This is a genomic window from uncultured Deefgea sp., assembly GCF_947072475.1.
Classification (GTDB): Bacteria; Pseudomonadota; Gammaproteobacteria; order Burkholderiales; family Chitinibacteraceae; genus Deefgea.
The window spans coordinates 22213-41502 of record NZ_CAMTIA010000023.1 but is presented as its reverse complement, the minus strand read 5'-3'; the positions used below and the strand labels follow the sequence as shown (position 1 = coordinate 41502).

The 19290-nt window shown below is 49.9% G+C and carries 16 protein-coding genes; 12 read left to right on the top strand and 4 right to left on the bottom strand.

Translation table 11 applies throughout. The annotated features are described in order from the left end of the window. The first annotated feature begins 6 nt into the window (after positions 1–6). On the top strand, positions 7–675 hold the full coding sequence (locus Q0V82_RS09380; RefSeq protein ID WP_297575046.1) for a hypothetical protein: 669 nt from the start codon (positions 7–9) through the stop codon (positions 673–675). Between the two features lie 210 nt (positions 676–885). Here the strand turns inward: Q0V82_RS09380 and Q0V82_RS09375 are convergent, their stop codons facing one another. Continuing rightward, the gene (locus Q0V82_RS09375) at positions 886–2358 is read right to left on the bottom strand and encodes a sodium:alanine symporter family protein (RefSeq protein ID WP_297575044.1); all 1473 of its coding nucleotides are present in this window, start codon (positions 2356–2358) and stop codon (positions 886–888) included. A gap of 643 nt (positions 2359–3001) precedes the next feature. On the opposite strand from Q0V82_RS09375, the gene Q0V82_RS09370 reads away from it, so the two are divergent. Then, positions 3002–3358 (top strand): glutathione S-transferase N-terminal domain-containing protein, encoded by a 357-nt coding sequence (locus Q0V82_RS09370; protein WP_297575042.1) that lies wholly within the window; start codon positions 3002–3004, stop codon positions 3356–3358. Between the two features lie 254 nt (positions 3359–3612). Further along, positions 3613–5319 (top strand): methyl-accepting chemotaxis protein, encoded by a 1707-nt coding sequence (locus Q0V82_RS09365; protein WP_297575040.1) that lies wholly within the window; start codon positions 3613–3615, stop codon positions 5317–5319. 126 nt (positions 5320–5445) lie between these two features. Here the strand turns inward: Q0V82_RS09365 and Q0V82_RS09360 are convergent, their stop codons facing one another. Then, on the bottom strand, positions 5446–6033 hold the full coding sequence (locus Q0V82_RS09360; protein ID WP_297575038.1) for a metal-dependent hydrolase: 588 nt from the start codon (positions 6031–6033) through the stop codon (positions 5446–5448). Between the two features lie 440 nt (positions 6034–6473). On the opposite strand from Q0V82_RS09360, the gene Q0V82_RS09355 reads away from it, so the two are divergent. The 7 genes from Q0V82_RS09355 (at position 6474) to Q0V82_RS09325 (ending at position 12798) form a co-directional block, all read left to right on the top strand. Further along, entirely contained in the window at positions 6474–7172 is a 699-nt protein-coding gene (locus tag Q0V82_RS09355; protein WP_297575035.1) for an ABC transporter ATP-binding protein, read from the top strand. Next, on the top strand, positions 7169–8563 hold the full coding sequence (locus Q0V82_RS09350; RefSeq protein WP_297575032.1) for an ABC transporter permease: 1395 nt from the start codon (positions 7169–7171) through the stop codon (positions 8561–8563). The genes Q0V82_RS09355 and Q0V82_RS09350 overlap by 4 nt, the downstream gene beginning before the upstream one ends. Before the next feature lie 33 nt (positions 8564–8596). Further along, positions 8597–8782: a LiaI-LiaF-like domain-containing protein gene (locus Q0V82_RS09345; RefSeq protein ID WP_297575029.1), complete on the top strand. Its 186-nt coding sequence runs from the start codon at positions 8597–8599 to the stop codon at positions 8780–8782. Further along, on the top strand, positions 8775–9632 hold the full coding sequence (locus tag Q0V82_RS09340) for an outer membrane lipoprotein-sorting protein (RefSeq protein WP_297575026.1): 858 nt from the start codon (positions 8775–8777) through the stop codon (positions 9630–9632). The genes Q0V82_RS09345 and Q0V82_RS09340 overlap by 8 nt, the downstream gene beginning before the upstream one ends. Next, positions 9629–10936 carry a hypothetical protein gene (locus tag Q0V82_RS09335; RefSeq protein ID WP_297575024.1) on the top strand — a complete coding sequence of 436 codons (1308 nt, stop codon included), beginning with the start codon at positions 9629–9631 and terminating at the stop codon, positions 10934–10936. Before Q0V82_RS09340 ends, Q0V82_RS09335 begins: the two co-directional genes overlap by 4 nt. An 11-nt stretch (positions 10937–10947) precedes the next feature. Further along, positions 10948–11991 (top strand): sensor histidine kinase, encoded by a 1044-nt coding sequence (locus tag Q0V82_RS09330; RefSeq protein WP_297575022.1) that lies wholly within the window; start codon positions 10948–10950, stop codon positions 11989–11991. A gap of 72 nt (positions 11992–12063) precedes the next feature. Next, positions 12064–12798 (top strand): LytTR family DNA-binding domain-containing protein, encoded by a 735-nt coding sequence (locus tag Q0V82_RS09325; RefSeq protein WP_297575020.1) that lies wholly within the window; start codon positions 12064–12066, stop codon positions 12796–12798. A 50-nt stretch (positions 12799–12848) separates the two neighbouring features. Here Q0V82_RS09325 and pssA read toward each other — a convergent pair whose 3' ends face one another. Then, on the bottom strand, positions 12849–14189 hold the full coding sequence (pssA, locus tag Q0V82_RS09320) for a CDP-diacylglycerol--serine O-phosphatidyltransferase (RefSeq protein WP_297575018.1): 1341 nt from the start codon (positions 14187–14189) through the stop codon (positions 12849–12851). Between the two features lie 258 nt (positions 14190–14447). Continuing rightward, positions 14448–15542: a PLP-dependent cysteine synthase family protein gene (locus Q0V82_RS09315; RefSeq protein ID WP_297575016.1), complete on the bottom strand. Its 1095-nt coding sequence runs from the start codon at positions 15540–15542 to the stop codon at positions 14448–14450. A 1285-nt stretch (positions 15543–16827) separates the two neighbouring features. Here Q0V82_RS09315 and Q0V82_RS09310 point away from each other — a divergent pair. Both Q0V82_RS09310 and Q0V82_RS09305 read left to right on the top strand, forming a co-directional pair. Then, positions 16828–17886 carry a PD-(D/E)XK nuclease family protein gene (locus Q0V82_RS09310; RefSeq protein WP_297575014.1) on the top strand — a complete coding sequence of 353 codons (1059 nt, stop codon included), beginning with the start codon at positions 16828–16830 and terminating at the stop codon, positions 17884–17886. A gap of 339 nt (positions 17887–18225) precedes the next feature. Then, the gene (locus tag Q0V82_RS09305; protein WP_297575012.1) at positions 18226–19236 is read left to right on the top strand and encodes a hypothetical protein; all 1011 of its coding nucleotides are present in this window, start codon (positions 18226–18228) and stop codon (positions 19234–19236) included. Positions 19237–19290: the final 54 nt, after the last annotated feature.

Here is a 19290-nt window from a genome sequence, read left to right as displayed (position 1 = left end):
AAGGTTATGGCGACTTTAAGTGATAGAAAGTCTGAAATTGATTCAAATTTAATTCGTGTTGATAAATTGGCTAGTGATATTGAAGCAAAAAGAATTGAACATTCTTTTTTAATTTCTGATGTTAACGTTAAGCAACTCAAGTTGGCGGAGCTAAATGATAATGTTAATCTTTTTACTGAGGATTTTCAGTCTTATCTGGCACAGTCTAAATCTCAAGAAAAAGTGTATTTAATATTGTTTTTCTTGGTTTTTTTTGTTTTGTTTTGTGTCGCATACTCCTTAGTCATGGGGGCTGTAGATTTAACTGTTAAATATCGGCTCGAAAAGGATATGGATATATATGTCGTATTTTTGACTAGATTGCCATATGTTTTAATAGCCACAGCCTTGATTGCGGCATGTTCAAGAATATTGCATGTCCTTTTCTCTGAAATTGTTGATTTGTACGCGGGTAGACGAGATTTGGCGACAATTAGTATAGTTGCTCGTGATGTTTCTGGAGCGATTGGTAAAGATGTTGGATTTGATGCTGATTCAATATATGAGAGGCGAGTATATTTAAAGATGGAGCTGTTGAAATCATTTCTTGGTAAGCATATAGGCGATTTTGATTACAAGGAAAAAGCTATTCCTGCATCTGAAGCTACAATTAAACAAGAAAGTGAGTCCGATTAATTATGTGGCGAGCACCGTAGCCGTGCAGTGCCGTAGGTTGGGCTAAGCTTGCGCAGCCCAACGTTTCCCGCGATGATAAAACCGCCAGATTGATGCTGGCGGTTTTGTTTTATGCGGCGAACTTGCTTGGCTGGCGCAGGTTTGCAGGAAGTAAAAAACCCACCGATCGGTCATGATGGTGGGCTGGGTTTGGCTTAAACAACTTAGTGATTATTTGCGCTTGTCGGTTTCGGGTTGTTGCGCCGCTTCACGGGTCACCCAGAAATCAGCATCGGCAATGCCGAGTTTTACTGGGTCAAACGTTGGATCTAGCCCTTGCGCTTTTTGTGCTTCGTAGTCTTTGAGTGCAATTAAGGCCGGTTTTTGTAATAGCAAAATGGCAATAATATTGAGCCACGCCATCATCCCCACGCCAATGTCGCCTAAGCCCCAAGCCAAATCAGAGGTGCGTACTGCGCCGTAAACCACGGTAGTGAGTAGCATACATTTGAGCAAGAACAGCGCAGTGGCGCTACCACGGCGCTTTTGCAGCAGGTAGGTCACATTGCTTTCGGCGATGTAGTAGTAGGCAATAATAGTGGTGAAGGCAAAAAACAGCAGTGCCACACCGACAAACATCGCGCCAAAGCCGGGGAAAACGCTTTCCACTGCCGATTGCGTGTAGCCCGTTCCGGCGGCGATATCCGGCAGGCCATGAAACAAGAATCCGCCTTCTTTATTCGGATCGGCCACATTGAATTTGCCGGTGATCAAAATCATAAACGCTGTGGCCGAGCATACGATCAAGGTGTCGATATACACCGCAAACGCTTGCACGATCCCTTGTTTGGCAGGGTGAGATACTTCAGCCGCTGCTGCCGCATGGGGGCCAGAGCCTTGACCGGCTTCATTGGAATACACGCCGCGTTTCACGCCCCACATAATCGCTAGGCCAATCATGGCGCCAAAGCCAGCATGGAAACTCAATGCTGAGCTTACGATTAGCGTGAGGACTTCGGGAACAAGGTGAATATTGAGCGCAATGATGACCAGCGCCATCAGGATGTAACCCAAGGCCATAAAAGGCACCACCACTTCAGCAACGCGGGCGATGCGTTTTACGCCGCCAAAAATGATCGTTGCCAAGGCCAGAACCACACCAAAGGCGGTGGTTTCAGGAGGAATGCCAAAGCCGTTGTGTAGGCCGCTGGCGATACCGTTGGCCTGCATGCCGGGCAGCAAAAGGCCGCAGCCCAAGATGGTGGCCAAGGCAAAGGCAATGGCGTACCAACGCATTTTTAAGCCGTGCTCGATGTAATAAGCCGGGCCACCACGGAATTGGCCGTCGATGCGTTGTTTGTAAATTTGCCCCAAGGTGCATTCTACATACGAGGTGCTGGCGCCCAAAAAGGCCATCATCCACATCCAAAACATCGCACCCGGGCCACCAAAGGCAATGGCGGTCGCCACCCCGGCGATATTACCAATCCCAACTCGGCCTGAGAGTGTCATCGATAAAGCTTGAAACGATGACACGCCTTCGCTGGAGGCTTTGCCATCAAATAACAAACTGAACATATCGCGGATGAGTCGCAACTGCATAAATCGCGTGCGGATTGAAAAATACACGCCCACGCCAAGGCAAAGATAAATCAATGCCGGGCTCCAGACATAACTGTTAATTAGGTTGACCCAATCTTGCATTTGTTTAATTTCCTAGAGGGTTTTTTAGTCGTGGCGCGATTGTGTTCATCTGGCGTAAGTAAGACTATTGGGTATATCGGGTATATTACTTACAAACTGCCTCTGTTAAACGCTGCAATGCCATTTTCGCCAGCATGGCTTAGGGGGGGCGAGCGCCGATAGGCTTGGGGAGGGCTGGCATCGCGATGCGGTGCGCAAAAGCCGAAGGCAATGCACACCCTACGGTGGTATTGCTTTGCGGACTTTTTATTTTAATGCTTTGATGGCAATACCCTGTATCGTAGGGCGTCATCGCCGAAGGCATTACGCCGCATCAAACGCTGGTGTATTGCCGCTGCGCGTCGAATACACCCTACGCGTAAGCCGCGATCCAACCGCATTCGATGCAATCGTAGGGTGCAATGAGCGAAGCGAATTGCGCCGTTTTTTGCGTGGATTGTACAAAAGGCCTGTTTAAAACCGCACACGCTGGGTGCTTCACGCGTTGCTTTACGCATGGTTTGGCGCAATTCGCTGCGCTCATTGACGCCTTGCTCACGGTTTGAATGGATCTCGCCTTACTCGGTTTAACAAAGCCATAGCCCAAACGCTGGCGATTGGATAAAATCGCGGCTTAAAAATAATTACATCATTCGAGATATTTATGAAGGCATTCCGTTGGGTCGTTGGGCGATTGATTTTGATTTTAAATGCGGTTTTTGCGCCCAAAAAAGCCCAGCATCCGGCTGAGCATCAAGCGTGGTTGGATCAACAAACTCAATCGCTAGCGCTGTACGAATACGAGGCTTGCCCGTTTTGCGTTAAGGTGCGCCGTGCGCTGCGCCGCCAAGGTTTAAATATTCAAACCATCAACGCCAAACAAGCCGAGCATAAAGCCGAATTGGCCAAAATGGGGGGCAAGGTGCAGGTGCCGTGTTTACGCATTGAAGAAAACAACCAAGTGCAATGGTTGTATGAATCGAGCAGCATTATTCAATACTTAGAACAACGCTTCGCCTAATCCTTACCGCGCGCTGCTGTTTGGCGCGTGCATGGTACTCATGCGACTCAAAAACCGCCCGATTGATTGTGGGCGGTTTTTTTATGCCTTGCGATTCGGCGCGCAAACGCCGAGGCGTTCGCGCATTCTTCGGCGGCATTGCTTTGGCGTTTTAAGTGTTTGATTTATTTCTGGATTGCGCAGTCGATAAGTATTGAATACTGACTCAAAAAAACTATTGTTAGTCATGTTAATGCCAAATACTGGTGGGTAAAATGTCAGCTTTCCAAAAAAATCTGTTGGGCTCAGTCATCGGTTTGATTACTTTGGCTTTGTTGTTTGCCTTTTATGTTGCTGCGCAGAACAAAGTCGATCGTGAGAATGAGCTGCGCTATCAATCGTATTTGCTGGCCGATGAATTGCGGCAGTCGTCGGATGATTTAACCCGCTTGGCACGAACGTATGTGGTGAGTCGCGATGCAAATTTTGAAAAGCAATATATGGATATTTTGGCGATTCGCAATGGCGAAAAGCCGCGCCCCGAGGCGTATAACCGGATTTATTGGGACTTTGTTGCCGCCAACAATCAAGCGCCACGCCCAGATTCGTCGGTGAAAGTGCCATTGCTGGACATGATGAAATCGCTGGGTTTTACCGAGGCTGAATTTGCCAAATTAAACGAAGCGAAGAAAAACTCCGATGGTTTGGTCAATACCGAAGTTGAAGCGATGGGTTTGGTGAAAAAAACCGGAGAGGGCGCTGAAGAAGGCTACGCCAAAGCGCGAGCGATGATGCACGACGCGACGTATCACAGTAATAAAGCCAAAATCATGCAGCCGATTGATGACTTTTATCAGTTGTTTGAGCAGCGCACGCAAAAATCGGTGGCCGATGCCGCTTTTGTCGCCTCGATGATTGAAGTGGGGTTTGTGGCGGTGGGTTTGGCAACGATGTTGATGCTGTGGCTCACGTATCGCAGCTTAATCAATGTGATTGGCGGCTCAGTGAGCGAAGCCAAAAAACACATTGCTTATTTGTCTGAGGGGGATTTTTCTCATCCGATTGTTCCAGAGGGCAGCGCTAGCGACAGCTTTATGGCCTTGATGGCGGTGATGCAGCAAAAACTCAGCCGCATCGTATTGCAAGTGACGATGACTGCGCGTGAGATTGAGCAAGGCGCGGTGGATATTGGTTCGGCGTCCAGTGAAGCCGAGCATTTGGTGCAAGGGCAGACCGATTCGATGTCGAGTATGAGTGCGGCGATTGAGCAAATGGTGGTCAGTATTAATCATGTATCGAGCAACGCTAGCTCGGCTTCAGAGCGAACTCGCTCATCCAATCAGGCTTTGGATCGCGGTGAGCGGGTGATTAGCGATACGGTGGATAGTATTCGGGTGATTGCCTCTTCGGTGCAAGAAGCATCAGACAGCGTCGCGACGCTGAGCGGGCAAACGCAGCAGATTTCGCAGATTGTGCAGGTGATTCGCGATATTGCCGATCAAACCAATTTGCTGGCACTGAATGCAGCGATTGAGGCAGCGCGCGCCGGTGAGCAAGGGCGGGGCTTTGCGGTGGTGGCCGATGAGGTGCGTAAGTTGGCCGAGCGCACCGCACTCTCCACCCAAGAAATTACCGAGCGAATCCGCAGCATCCAATCGGGCACTGAAACCACAGCAGTATTTATGAATACTGGCGTGAGTAAAGTCGCGGCGGGGGTGGATTTGGCTAGTCAGGCGGGCGGCGCATTTGGCTCAATTCGGCAAGACGCCAATGATGTGATGGGCGTGATTGATGAAATTAGCAGCTCTTTACATGAGCAATCACAAACGGCCAATCAAGTGGCCAATAATATTGAGCAAGTCACGCAGATGGCCAGCGCCAGCTGTACGGCGGTTGAGCGGGCGGCGAGTATTTCGCGGCGCATGGGCGAGCTGTCCAAATCGTTAAGTATGGAAATGAAAAGCTTTCAGCTGGCTGGATGATTGGGCTGTAAGTCACTGACCTGCTTTAGTGGCGGACTAAAGCAGGTTTTTTATGGTCATTCAGAAGACCCTAGGGTGTTTTTGGCGGCAAACTTGCGGCGGCATTGCGTTTTGCTGCGCGACGGTTTAGGCCATGATGCGCAGCAGGTGCACCAGCATGCTGGCGCTGTGCTCTAGTGCGGCAACGCACCAACTGCTGACTGCCATATGCGCGGGGCGAATCCAAGCATCGCCCGGCCTTTGCAGTGCCACCCACAAAAAATACCCAACGCCCAGCCAGCAGCCGCGATAAATCACATGCTCCATCGGGCCATCGGCTTTGAATAAATTCAAAGAGAATTTTTTACGCACCGGCCACAGCAGCGGCACGCCTGATGGGGTGAGCAAGTCGCCAATAATGTGCGAAAAATAGCCAATCACCAAGGGCAAAACCGGAATGTCTTGCTGCTCTCGATAGGTGAGTAACAGCCAAATAATCAGCGCCACCATCAAAAATGAGTGCGTAAACCCGCGATGGCCAAATACTTTGGCAATCGGTATCGAGATATACGGCACGATACGGCCAAAAGTCGATTGGGGATGATCCAAATCGGGCAATAGGCCGGCTGCGCCAGCGAGGGCGACTTCATGCACTTGCGGCATCCGCTGCAAAATGCCAACACTGCAGGCCACCATCATCAAGGCGGCAAATGCAATGTGGGTCCGGGCCATCATGGGTAATACCTTGCAGAGCAAACGATGGGTGCCATACCGATGTATGGTATTGGCATGAACCCCTTGAAAACAAAGGGGGCTGTGAAGATACCAGAAAAACTTAGCCTTGGTATAAGAAAATGCACGCGGTTTGCTGTTCGGGTTTTCGCGCTTACAAATGACTTGCTACTGCCGGGCGGCTTGACGGATTAATCCGCCGGTTTGACTGCACCGCCTGCGCAAAGTTCGCCGTAAAAGACGCGTTTTTTTGCGCTGAGATGGGCCATCGGGCGGCGGTTGCGGTGCTTGCTGTGAATCGGGAGGGGCGCTTTGATCGTCGGCTCGCCATTCAATCCAAAAAAACCGCATTTCAAACCCGCCCATCGCGCTTTATCGCAAACCCACTTGGCACTATCCAAACGGCATACAGTGTCAGTCTCTGTCTTGAATTGAGTACGACCATGTTGCCAGTCACCTTACAGCAAGTGAATAAACGCTATCAGCTCGACAGTGTGGCAGTGCCCGCTTTGGCCGATATTAATTTAGAGATTTTGCCGCAGCGGTTTACGGTGCTGTCGGGCCCGTCGGGCAGCGGCAAAACCACTTTGCTTAATTTGATTGGCTGCATTGATTTGCCCGATAGCGGTGAGATTACGGTGGCCGGCGAAAACGTGCAGCAAATGAGCGATTCGGCATTGGCGGATTTTCGTTTGCACCATATTGGCTTTGTGTTTCAAAACTTTAATTTATTGCCGGTGTTATCAGCGTTTGAAAACATCGAATACCCCTTGCTGCTGGCCAAAGTGGCGCGGCCAGCGCGGCATAAACGGGTAAAAATGCTGCTCGACGCGGTCGGTTTAAACGAAAAAAGCCAGCATTTACCCGGCCAGCTCTCGGGCGGGCAACGGCAAAGGGTGGCGATTGCGCGCGCTTTAGCGACGCAGCCGCAGTGGGTATTGGCCGATGAGCCAACGGCCAATTTAGACAGCCATACTGGCGCGTCGATTATTGCGCTAATGCGGCAAATGCAGCGCGAGCTGGCGGTGTCGTTTGTTTTTTCTTCGCATGACCCACAAGTTTTGGCCGCAGCGGATGATGCGGTGATGATTCGGGATGGCCGTATTGTGGCGATTGAAAGCAAAATGGCGGTGGCATTATGAGTGTTATAACGTTGGCGCTGAGAAATTTATTACGCAATCGTCGTCGCTCTTTGACCACCTTATTGGCGATGATGATTGGCGCGGTGGCGATTTTGATTTTTGGCGGTTATAGCGGCAATATCAATTTGGGTTTGCAAACCAACTTTGTGCGCAGCGCCGGGCATTTGCAGATTCAGCATAAAGACTATTTTTTATACGGCAGCGGCAATCCAGCGGCGTATGGCATTAAAAACTACGCCAGTTTGATTGAAGTGCTGCGCAACGATCCAGAGCTTAAGCCGCTACTCACGGTGGTAACGCCAACGCTCAGCCTAGGGGGTATTGCCGGCAACTTCAGCGCTGGTGTGTCGCGCACGGTGATCGGTACCGGGGTATGGGTGAGCGATCAAAATCAAATGCGCCGTTGGAATGAATATAACTTCCCCGGTGAAGCCAAAACGCTGGCCTTAACCGGCACGGCGGGCAATGCGGTGGTGATTGGCAATGGCGTAGCGCGGGTGTTGCAGTTATGCGCGCCGTTGCAGCTCAAAAATTGCCCAGCCAGCCAAGCCAAAGTTAACGATGGCCCAGCGGCGCCCGATGATATCAGCGCTTTGTCGCAGCAAGCCAATGCCGAAAATCCAAAACAAGCAACCCGCGCTGTACCGCACATTGAGCTGTTGGCCGCCAATGTGCACGGCGCGCCCAATGTGGCGACTTTGGCGGTGGTGAAAGCGCAAGGCTTTGGAATCAAAGAGCTCGATGACATTTCAATGCTGCTGCATTTACCGCAAGCGCAGCAATTGGTGTACGGCCAAGAAACGCCGCAAGTGACGGCGCTGGTATTGCAGCTGAAACACAGCGCTGATTTAGCTAAAGCACAGGCGCGGATCAATACGCTATTGGGCACTACGCTCAAAGATCAGCCCTTGGCGGTGTATGACTATGCCACGCTTAATCCTTCTTTTGGCCAAATCACTGGCATGTTTACCGCGATTTTTAGTTTTATTTCGCTGCTGATCGGGGCGATTGTGCTGTTTACCGTTGGCAATACCATGAGCATGGCGGTGATGGAGCGCACGGTGGAAATCGGTACGCTGCGGGCGATGGGCGTGCGGCGTAATGGCATTTGGCGCTTATTTGTCTGTGAAGGTGCTTTGCTAGGGGCCATTGGCGCGATTTTCGGGGTGGTGTTGGCGCTGTTATTGGCATGGGCAATTAATCATGCCGGTTTAACTTGGTTGCCGCCGGGCAATACTGAGCCGGTGCCGCTCACGGTGCGGGTGTGGGGCGAAACGCGCATGTTATTTAGCACTGGATTGATGTTGGTGGTGTTGGCGGCTATCTCGGCGTGGTGGCCAGCGCGCCGTGCTGCCAGAATGAATATTGTCGATGCATTGCGTCATGTGTAGGCCGTCATGTGTAAATACCAGAAGGAGAAAGTGATGCGACATAAGTATTTTTCTGCGCTGCTATTGGTTGCGCTCGGGCTGTTGTTTTTGGCGCATAACTTTGGCTTTTTACCCAGCTTTGGCCAAATGTGGGCGCTGTGGTGGCCCTTGGTGCTGATTATTGTGGGGGTGAATTTATTGTTTCGCCGCCCGAAAGACAAGGACGACAAAAATGAATAAAGCGATGCAGCAAAGCTGGGCGACGATGCCCGCAACAAGTGAGCGTGCGGCTAATAACACAGGCCAGCGCTCACTTAAAGCACTTTGCCGGGTATTGAGCGCGAGTGTTGTGCTGGCCTGCTGCGCGTCAGTGGGTGCGGCACCCAACGCGCAGCAAATCTTAAGCGCGAGCGACGCGATCCGTAATCCCGAGCAACCCTTTGGCCTCACCAGCACCTTGATTGAATATCGCAATGGCAAGCAAGTCGAAACCAGCACCTTGGCGGTGTATGCGCGCGCTGATTCGCAGAGCGGGCAGTTTCGCAATTTAATTCGCTTTGTCGCACCGCAACGCGATGCCGGCAAATTACTACTGAAAAATGGCAATGATTTATGGCTGTATGATCCATCCAGCAAGGCCAGTATTCGGATTTCGCCGCAGCAACGTTTGCTGGGCCAAGCGGCCAATGGCGATGTGGTGACGGTGAATTTGGCGGTGGACTATGCCGCAAATTTGGTTGGTGAAGAAACGATTGCCGATGGTGAGCGGCAAAATCGCGACACGTATTTGCTCAAGCTCAATGCTAAAACGCCGGATGTGACCTATCACCGCATCGATTATTGGATCGACCGCAATAATAATCAGCCAGTGAAAGCTAAGTTTTATTCCAGTAGCGATCATTTATTAAAAACGGCGTATTACCGCCGCTTTCAAAAGCAGCTTGGCGTGTCGCGGCCCACCGAAACGGTGATTATTGATGGGCTAGATCCGCAGTGGGTGACGGTGCTGCGCAGCAGTGATTTTGCGTTTCGCGATGTACCCGAGAGTTGGCTGCAGCGGGATTTTTTGCCCCGCTTTAAGGCCGAATGATGGTGCACTGGCATGGTGTGAGCAACACTCGCGTGATGCTGCCGGCGTTTGGCCGCGATGCGCAGGCGCAAAAGCAATCAAGCTTGGCAGGGATGGTGGCCGTGTTTATCGCGCTACTTGCTAGCCCGTGCTGGGCGAGTGATGCCGATGCGCTGTCTTTGGCCGATCAAGCAGCGCAGCCAGTGGTGGCTAGATCGGACTGGCAGATTTTTACTGAGGGTATGCTGGGGCATGTGAATCAGCGTGCGCCTTGGGACGATATACGCATTAGTCGTGCCTCGGTGGATATGTTGCTCGATACGGCGATTAATCCAGAGTGGCGATTTACACTGGCCAATCGCGTTGATTGGTTGGGGCAAAATGGGCGATATGAGGTGGTGAATACCTTTAAAGAAGGCTATGTCAGCTGGCAAGCGAGCCCCAATGCCGCGCTCGATCTGGGGCGGATTAATTTACGCAGTGGCGTGGCTTTGGGCTACAACCCAACTGATTATTTTAAAGTCGGTGCTTTGCGCTCGGTGGTATCGATTGCACCATCGAGTTTGCGCGAAAACCGCCTTGGCGTGGGCATGCTGCGCGGGCAGTGGGTGTGGGAGGGTGGCGCAGTCAATGCCGTGTTTGCGCCCAAATTGGCAGATCAGCGGCAAAGCGCGGCGTTTTCGCCCGATTGGGGTGCGAGTAATTCGGTGTCGCGGTATTTGTTGACCAGTAGCGTGCAATTGCTGCCAGGCTTTGCACCGCAGTTTTTACTTTTGGGTGAGCAAGGGCAGTCGCCACAGGTGGGCATAAATGCGTCGATTTTGGCGGGTGACGCTTTAACTCTCTACGCCGAATACAGTGGTGGGCGCAGCGCAGCCTTGTTGCCTGCTGCACCCGTATCGTGGCATTCGCGCTTGGCCGCTGGCGGCACGTATACCTTTACCAATAATTTATCGCTGAGTTTGGAATACCACTATGATGGCGCGGCGCTCAATCAAAGCCAATGGCGCGATTTGTGGCGCAACCCTGCCGATTATTGGGCGTATCGCAGTGCGGTGTTTAATGCGCAAAGCCTGCCCACGCAACATGCGGCAATGAGTTTTATCACGTGGCGCGACGCTGGATTCAAGGCTTTGGATTTAAATTGGATGCTAAGGCGCGACTTAGTCGATCAAAGCTGGCAAAGCTGGTTAGAAGCGCGTTACCATTTTGAGCGCATGGATTGGGCGCTGCAATGGCAATATCAAAACGGCGCGCCGGGCAGTCAATACGGCGCGTTGCCACAACGGCATAGCGTACAAGCTGTGGTGAAATACTTTTTTTGAGTGATCGATTGATGCAAGCACAAGCCAAAACAATCTCATGCCGCTACCGACAGGACTTGCCTATTTTACTCTTGGTGAATGCGCTGATTGCCGTGCTATTGACCTTGATCGACGAGCGAACTGCGCTGATCGATAATCTGGTGATTTCCAACTGCATCGGTTTTTGTATTTGGCTGTGTAATTGGGCGATGGATCGCATGATGGGCGATGCTTGGACACGGCCTTGGCGGATGTTGATTAGTACGCCGCTGGGTTTGTTGGCGGGCTTTGCGCTGGCTGCAGCCTTGGGGGCATCCAATGTGATCGCGATTTTGCTGCATGCACCCAGCCAAGCTTGGCGCTGGGTGGCGATTGCGGTGCTGATTTCAGGCTTTGCCAGCGCCTTTTTTTGGGTGTTGTTTCGTGCGCAGCGTGATCGGGCTGAATTAGAAGTGCAGCGCCGGCATGCCGCCGAGGCGCAACAAGCACAAACCGCCGCGCAATTGGCGATGCTGCAAGCGCAAATTGAACCGCATTTTTTATTTAATACGCTGGCCAATTTACACAGCCTGATTGCGCGCGACCCCGCTTTGGCGCAAATCATGCTCGAGCATCTCAATGATTATTTACGCGCCAGTCTTAAGCGCACGCGGCAATCGAGCTGCAGTCTGGCGCAAGAGCTCGATTTGGTGGGCGCGCTATTGGCGATTAATCAAATTCGATTGGGTGAGCGTTTAAGCTATCTAATTCGCGTGCCAGCCGCTTTGCGCGGCGCTCAGTTGCCGCCGTTATTATTGCAGCCCTTGGTGGAAAACGCTTTGCAGCATGGGATTGAGCCGGCCATCGTCGGCGGCGTGATTGAGATTGAGGTCGAAAAAGTCGGCACGCAACTTTGCCTACGGGTGATCGATAGTGGCATGGGTTTAAATCTAAATGCACCGAGCCAAAGCGGTATCGGTTTAGCCAATGTACGCGATCGCTTGATGTATTTGTATGAAGGCCAAGCTACACTGAGTATTGCTGGCAATACCCCGTCAGGTGTGGTGGCCGAATTGCGGATTCCTTTTGCTGAGTAGTTGGGTTGAGTGGTTTTTTTAGATGCCACGCCATCCTATTTGTAGGCGCACGAACTGAGGTCAATTTTAACGATGCCAACTGCCCTGATTGCCGATGACGAGCCGCTATTAATGGCGGCGTTTGCCAGTCGCCTTGCTGTGGTGTGGCCGCAATTGCAGATTGTAGCGCAGGCCAAAAATGGCGTTGAAGCGGTGGCGCTACTCAGCCAATGGCAGCCCGATTTTGCTTTTTTGGATATTCGTATGCCGGGGCTCAATGGCTTGCAAGTCGCTGCCACTTGGCGCGATACGCGGGTGATTTTTGTTACCGCGTATGATGAATACGCGGTGGCGGCCTTTGAGCAATCGGCGGTGGATTATTTATTAAAACCAGTCAGCGAAGCGCGGTTGGCGCAATGCGTGCTGCGCTTGCAGCGCGAGGTTAAACCCAGCGTTGATTGGAGCCAGCTGAGTCGTGAACTAATCGCGCCCGCGCCACCGACTTATTTACAATGGCTCACCGCCAGCCTAGGTGATAGTACTCGGCTGATTGCGGTGGACGAGGTGCGGTATTTTCAGGCGACGGATAAATACACCGAAGTGGTGACTGAAGGCGGGCGGTTTTTGATTCGCACGTCGCTCAAAGATTTATTGCCGCAACTTAATCCACAATTTTTTGCCCAAATTCACCGCAGTTATTTGGTGAGCTTGCCCGCCATCGCCAAAATCGAAAAAGACCTACTCGGCCGCCAGCAAATCTATCTAAAAAACAATTTCGCCATCTTGCCGCTAAGCCGCAGCCACGCCGCACAGTTTAAACAAATGTAGGGTATGGCTATGTGGTTGTTTTTTAGTGAGGCTTTTAGGGTAATACCTGCTTACAAAAATCGCGAAAGTAAGCGATCGACTCGGATTCGCGATAGGCGAGTTAGGAGTTTTTTTACTTTTTCTGGGTAGTCGGCCAAAGTTTCTAGCTCGGTATAGCTGGCGATACGCCGAGTGTGTTGACGGATTTGTTGCAGCTCGGCAGCGGTGCTGGTGCTGAGCTCGCCGTGTGGATCATGAATTAAAAGCGCGTTTTCTAAATCTAAATTAAACGCCCGTGGGTTGAGATTGTTGCCGGTGAGCAATTGATAATCATCGTCGACCCAAATGCCTTTCAGGTGAAAGCTATGGCCGATGTCGTGCCACAGTAAAATATTCAATTGTCCAGCTTGCATGGCTTTTTGCTGCACTTTGGCAAAGCGGCGCAAATTGGCTTCGTATAAATACGGCAGAGCGCCGATGGTTTTAAATGGCTCGCTCGGCGGGATGTAAAAATCGTTCGCCGTTTTGTCGCCAATGATTATTTCAACCTGCACCCCTTGTTTGATCAGGCTATTGAGCGCCTTGGTCACGCTGCGTGGCAAATTAAAATATGGCGTGCAGATGACGATTTTGCGCTCGCTAGCGGCGATCAATTTTAAAATCAAGCGATTAAGCGGATTGCGCTGGCCAACGCCAACCCACGGGGTGATGGCTAATCCCGTCTCGGTGTAGCGACTACCTTGCAGTGAGTAGCGCGCGGTTTTTAATTGCTGGCGACAATGCCGAATCTCGCCGCGAATGGTTTTGGTGCTGGGAATATTGGGCCGATCAAGACGATGCACTGCGGTTTGGCTCAGTAGTGCCGTTTGAAAAAACTGCACCATGCTATCGGCTAGCGCTGGGTTGTGTAGCACATGGTAGCGATCGTAGCGATAGCGATCGCCAACGTGTAAGTACACATTATTCAGGCTCGCGCCGCTATAAATCACTGTGTCGTCAATGACAAAGCCTTTGAGGTGCAATACGCCGAGTAATTCGCGGCTTTGCACCGGCACGCCATAAATGGGTACGTCAAGCGCTTGATCTTGCGCTTGCTGTTGATACCAAGCGGCGTTGCCCGATTCGGCTTTGGCACCAATCAGGCCGCGCTGCGCGCGATGCCAGTCGACAAAAACAGCAATGTCTAGTTGCGGCTGCCGCGCTTTGGCTGCATACAGTGCCGACAAAATCAGATCGCCCGCTGCGTCGTTTTGTAAATACAAGGCGGCAATGTAAATGCGGCGTTGTGCTGTGGCGATGTGTTCGAGCAGCCGTTCACGAAATTGAGCGCTCGAGGTTAAAGCCTCAAAGGTGTCAGCTGATTGGGCAAAACGCGGTAAGGCACTTAAAAAAGCGCGGGGAGATTCAAACAAAATGCGAGCCTAAATTTAAAGCGATATTGCTGCAATATGGGGCTGATTACTGTAAATGCAAGATGCCGGCATCGTCGGCTGCCAAGCCAGCACGAGGGTGCAATCTGCGCACTTAAAAACCTGTTGACGCAGAGTCGCCAAGACGCAGAGAAAATCCGCGTCAGAACTCAAGCCGGTGGCAAAAAAAACGCAGCCCATTGATGGCTGCGTTGTGGATTTGATTTGATTGATTTGATTGGTCTGAATGGAGCCCGCTAATTAATCTTTATCAACGCGCTGCAAGTCGCTCAGTGCGCCGGCTTGCCCGATTTTTGCGCTGAGCTCAGAGAGCTCTTGGCCAATATCGATGCCGTGTTGCTTTAGCCATTCTGGGTGGTAGTAAGAATGCGCGTAGCGATCACCGCTGTCGCACAATACGCTGACAATACTGCCTGCTTCGCCGCGCGCTTGCATTTGGTGGGCCAGCGCTAACACGCCAATCCAATTGCAGCCCGTTGAGCCGCCAACGCGGCGCCCCAGATAATTCGACAGCCAATGCGTTGCCGCCAAGCTCATCCGGTCGGGCACTTTAAACATGGTATCAATCACGTGCGGCATAAATGACGCTTCTACACGCGGGCGGCCAATGCCTTCGATTTTGGAGCCTTGCTGCAAGGTATGGTCTGTGCGGCCGCTGCAAAAAGCGTCAAAAAACACCGAGTTTTCTGGGTCGACGCAGGCAATTTGCGTGGCATAACGGCGATAGCGCACAAAGCGGCCCAAGGTGGCGCTGGTGCCGCCAGTACCGGCGCTGGCCACGATCCAGCGTGGAATCGGATGACGCTCTAAGCTCATCTGCGCAAAAATCGATTCGGCAATATTGTTATTGGCGCGCCAATCGGTGGCCCGCTCGGCATAAGTAAATTGGTCGAGAAAATGCCCTTGCGTTTCGCTCGCCAGGCGCTGCGATTCGGTAATCAATTGCGTTGGGTCGGCTACTAAATGGCAGCGGCCACCATAAAAAGTAATCGCCGCGATTTTTTCGGGGCTGGTGCTGGCCGGCATTACCGCAATAAACGGCAATTTCAATAGGCGAGCGAAATACGCTTCAGACACCGCAGTCGATCCACTGGACGCCTCGATCACCGTGCTACCGGCATGCAGCCAGCCATTGGTGAGCGCGTACAAAAACAAAGAGCGCGCTAAACGATGCTTTAGGCTGCCGGTAGGGTGGCTCGATTCGTCTTTGAGGTAGAAATCAATATCGGGGTAGGCGGCCAAATGAATCGGGATTAAATGGGTATCGGCTGAGCGATTAAAATCAGCCTCAATGGTGCGGATGGCTTGGTGTACCCAATCGCGATTGCTGGTCATGTCGATCCTCAAAAAACAAAAATAGTATTGTGGATTGTAACGGCAGTGGTCAGGGCTAGCATCGGGGTATTTGCTTAGCCCGTTTGTTTTGGCGCAAGGAATGCGCGGCAAGGTTTGGGGTATTGAAGCCTAGCCTTTATTTAACATTGGCTTGGATTAAATACCTCTGTTGTATGGCTGATATTTAGCTTACGTATTTAGGGTTTGCAGTGCCTGCCGCACCATTGTTCACAGCCGTATTCGGTTACGGCGCACGCTACACCTCAGCCCAGTTTGTTGCCGGATTAAGGCCAGCATCGTAGCTCCGATAGAGCGAAGCGAAATCGGAGGGCAGGGCACATGCATACGATTACGTGCCCCTCATCGTAGCTACTCAGCTGTTCACCTTCGTAATCTGCGGCGGGGAATTTTTTAGCTGCGTAGAATGACGATTTTTCTGATTGTATCTTGGCTGCAGAAACCCATAAAAAGCATGGTCTTTGTAGGAGCGGGCTCGCCCGCGAATGCGCGCGTAATAAGGAAAACCTTCGCTGGCAAGCCAGCGCCTACGAGGCGCTTTTAAAGTAGAGACATAATCAGATCGGCTTTTGCTTGGTTAAAGATAGTAAGCAAAAAAAGGCCCCGGTATGGTTCACATGAATTGAACAAGGCATCCCGCTGATCCATTACGCCACAGCCAAACTTAGATTGCAGCTTACTCGGAATGACGGATTTAAACTGGGCGACAGGCCGTGGCTGGACAATGGAGCAAGTGATCTGCACTTGTTCATGAACGAATTAGCGTCGGCTGTCCTACCATAGCCGACGTCGGCAGCTCGGTTGATGCGTTTGTAATACTTGAGGCATTAAATTGTAGAGGTTGACACCGTTTAATAAAAATCAATTAGGTATGGCAATCACTGATTGCGTTATGCCTAACCCGATTTGGATTAGGCCTCAATGAGTGAGGCCTACTTAATAATTAGACACACCAGCCAATTATTTTGTTTTTTAGTTGACTCGTTGTTGTGGTAGTTTGTGTTGAAATCGTATGTATATTTTTATTCTGTTTTTCAGATTTATTTTTTAATTCCGCATTAACACGCTACAATTCGTCGGCTCTATTTTTAGTGGTTTTTTTGTATTGTTGTTTCATTACGAAAAAGGTGGGCTTTACTTTTTGTGCAGTGGCAATACGCCTAACATGGCATTCAAGCAGACGGGCCAGAACGTGCGGTTTTTTTATTCAATTGCAGCGTAGGGCAGCAGCTGTGTTTGAGGTTAGGATTTGAGTTTAGGGTAATTTATGACCAATATCTATAATGAACATTATGCTTTACTCAGCGAGTTTGACTCGCTTCCAAATATATTAGGAAGTCAAAGCATATTTGACATTGCAGGGTATCCTCACTATGAAAATATCAGCAGCAATATATTAGCATTTTACCTTAACCCAAATAATGAGCATGGTCTTGGCAATCTATTTTTATCTTCGCTCATGAGTCTTGCGGATGGAAACGAGCATCCCCAAGACAATATTCAGGTTAGTCGTGAAGTTTCAACTAACAAAGGCGGCAGACTTGATATAGTTATTGAAACAGACAATGTAGTTATTGGTATTGAGAATAAAATATTCCACCATCTAAACAATGATCTTGCTGATTATAGTGCCACTATTAATAAATGGGCGGAACAAAAAAAATTATACAGCGTAAAAATCATTCTCAGCATAAGAAAAGAACAAGGAAGCTCAGGTTTTATCTGTGTTACCTATGATGAATTCTGGTCAAAGATAAGGGAGCGCTTAGGTAGTTATGTTTCAACGTCATCTCAAAAATGGCTTTTATATCTCGTTGATTTTATGAAGTCCATTGAAAAATTAAGCGGTGGAAATATGGAAATAAATGAAAATGATCTGTTTTTCATAGAGAACGGTGAAAGGGTAGATCGTCTACTTAACGCCAGGAATGAATTCATTATCAAGCTAAATGGTAGAGTTAGAGAATTACAGGATAAAATAGAAAAACCAACTTCATGCAATAAACAGTGGATATTCTCAAAAAATTGCTTGGTTCATGATTTCATATTATCAGGGTACTCAATAGCATTTGACCTGTATATTTCGGCCAAAGGCTGGGAGTTGCAATTATTTGGTAGAGATCCTAAATCCCAGCAGTACCTTACCGAACTTTTTTCCACGCCCCCTCTGCGGGATAAAAACCCTAGCATAAAGGGTTCTCGCTACATTTTACAGCATGAGGATTTAAAAATAGACCTAGACACAATCAAAGGTCATCTGCTCAATTGGATGGAATTATTAATTACGGCGGAAAAAAATAAAATTTCCAATAAGACAATTAGCTAGCATCGTAGCTCCGATAGAGCGAAGCGAAATCGGAGGGCAGGCACATGCTTACGATTACGTGGCCCCTCATCGTAGCTAGCCAGCTGTTTATCGTCAGAAAATCAATGGGGTCAGACTCGATTGATTCCACGGAAAACTAGAAATCAATCGAGTCTGACCCCATTGATTTTGACCCCATTGATTGTTTGTGTTTTGCTACAAAAAACGTGAGCTTTATTTTTCGTGCAGCTGCAATACGCCTAACATGGCATTCAAGCAGACTGGCCGGGACGTGCGGATTTTTATTCAATTGCAGCGTAGGCCAGCTGCTGTGTTTGACGTTATCTCCCTTGAGAAAATATGCTACTCAATATAAACACTAAGACAAAACAAGCAGAAAAAAGACGCGCTGCGTCTATTCAAAAGTTTGGATTTGATGAGCGTGCGTTGCAAAGCGTTCTATTCAAATCTCTAGACAGGCTGTTTCCCGAAGACGAAATGATTCTTCTTATGCAGTCTCGCAATTGGCAAGAAGAGCCAGACTTAATGGCCGTAGACAAAAACGGCGATCTGTTCATTTTTGAACTAAAGGCAGTGGGTTCGCATAGCGAAAACCTTCTTCAGGTACTTCGGTATGGGCAAATATTCGGGTCTTCTCGGTATGTAGACCTTGATGCGCTTTATAAAAGATCGACAGACAAGTCGCAGTCGTTAAAAGCTGTCCACAAAGCAAAGTTTGGTGTTGAACTGCCGGAAGAGAAATTCAATCAGAGGCAAAAGTTTGTGGTTATGACTAACGGCATTGACTCTAAAACTAGAGAGGCTGTGCAGTACTGGCGTTCCACTGGGCTAGATGTCCGGCCTTGGGTTTACCGAGTGTATGAAGGAGGTGCGGATGAAATGCTGCTTGAAATGTCGCCTTTTCGCGTTGATGACAATCCATACGAAGACCTAGCTGAGGGGTACTACATCCTCAATACCAATATTGGTAATAGCGTGCAAGATCATGAGTTAATGTTGAAGGATGGGAAAGCATCTGCATTTTTTGACCCATGGAAATATAAAATTGAACGCCTTGCAAAAGGTGATGTAGTTTTTCTATACCAGTCTGGTGTTGGAATTGTTGCCGTTGGCGAGGCAGACGGAACACTTCTAAAGGCCCCTTATCAAGGCAATGAAGACGACCCAGATGAAGACTATTCAATGAAGCTAAATAGGTTTCAGGATGTAGATCCTCCACTTTCAGCCTCGGAAATTAAGAAAATTACCGGAGTAAACCACGTATTTATGCACACAATGTTTGGTCTCGACGCAGATAGTGGCAAGGCAGTCCGTAAGTTCATTGTTGAGAATGGGCGCGCAGGGGGCTAACAAGGTGCTCAAGGCCGTGGCGGCGCCACTGGACGTCTCCAGTTGGAGCAAGCT

Excerpts from the sequence above, each read along its gene's own strand:
- Q0V82_RS09380 (WP_297575046.1), top strand. The coding sequence starts at position 7 with ATGGCGACTTTAAGTGATAGAAAGTCTGAAATTGATTCAAATTTAATT.
- Q0V82_RS09375 (WP_297575044.1), bottom strand. The coding sequence starts at position 2,358 with ATGCAAGATTGGGTCAACCTAATTAACAGTTATGTCTGGAGCCCGGCA.
- Q0V82_RS09370 (WP_297575042.1), top strand. The coding sequence starts at position 3,002 with ATGAAGGCATTCCGTTGGGTCGTTGGGCGATTGATTTTGATTTTAAAT.
- Q0V82_RS09365 (WP_297575040.1), top strand. The coding sequence starts at position 3,613 with ATGTCAGCTTTCCAAAAAAATCTGTTGGGCTCAGTCATCGGTTTGATT.
- Q0V82_RS09360 (WP_297575038.1), bottom strand. The coding sequence starts at position 6,033 with ATGATGGCCCGGACCCACATTGCATTTGCCGCCTTGATGATGGTGGCC.
- Q0V82_RS09355 (WP_297575035.1), top strand. The coding sequence starts at position 6,474 with ATGTTGCCAGTCACCTTACAGCAAGTGAATAAACGCTATCAGCTCGAC.
- Q0V82_RS09350 (WP_297575032.1), top strand. The coding sequence starts at position 7,169 with ATGAGTGTTATAACGTTGGCGCTGAGAAATTTATTACGCAATCGTCGT.
- Q0V82_RS09345 (WP_297575029.1), top strand. The coding sequence starts at position 8,597 with ATGCGACATAAGTATTTTTCTGCGCTGCTATTGGTTGCGCTCGGGCTG.
- Q0V82_RS09340 (WP_297575026.1), top strand. The coding sequence starts at position 8,775 with ATGAATAAAGCGATGCAGCAAAGCTGGGCGACGATGCCCGCAACAAGT.
- Q0V82_RS09335 (WP_297575024.1), top strand. The coding sequence starts at position 9,629 with ATGATGGTGCACTGGCATGGTGTGAGCAACACTCGCGTGATGCTGCCG.
- Q0V82_RS09330 (WP_297575022.1), top strand. The coding sequence starts at position 10,948 with ATGCAAGCACAAGCCAAAACAATCTCATGCCGCTACCGACAGGACTTG.
- Q0V82_RS09325 (WP_297575020.1), top strand. The coding sequence starts at position 12,064 with ATGCCAACTGCCCTGATTGCCGATGACGAGCCGCTATTAATGGCGGCG.
- Q0V82_RS09315 (WP_297575016.1), bottom strand. The coding sequence starts at position 15,542 with ATGACCAGCAATCGCGATTGGGTACACCAAGCCATCCGCACCATTGAG.
- Q0V82_RS09310 (WP_297575014.1), top strand. The coding sequence starts at position 16,828 with ATGACCAATATCTATAATGAACATTATGCTTTACTCAGCGAGTTTGAC.
- Q0V82_RS09305 (WP_297575012.1), top strand. The coding sequence starts at position 18,226 with ATGCTACTCAATATAAACACTAAGACAAAACAAGCAGAAAAAAGACGC.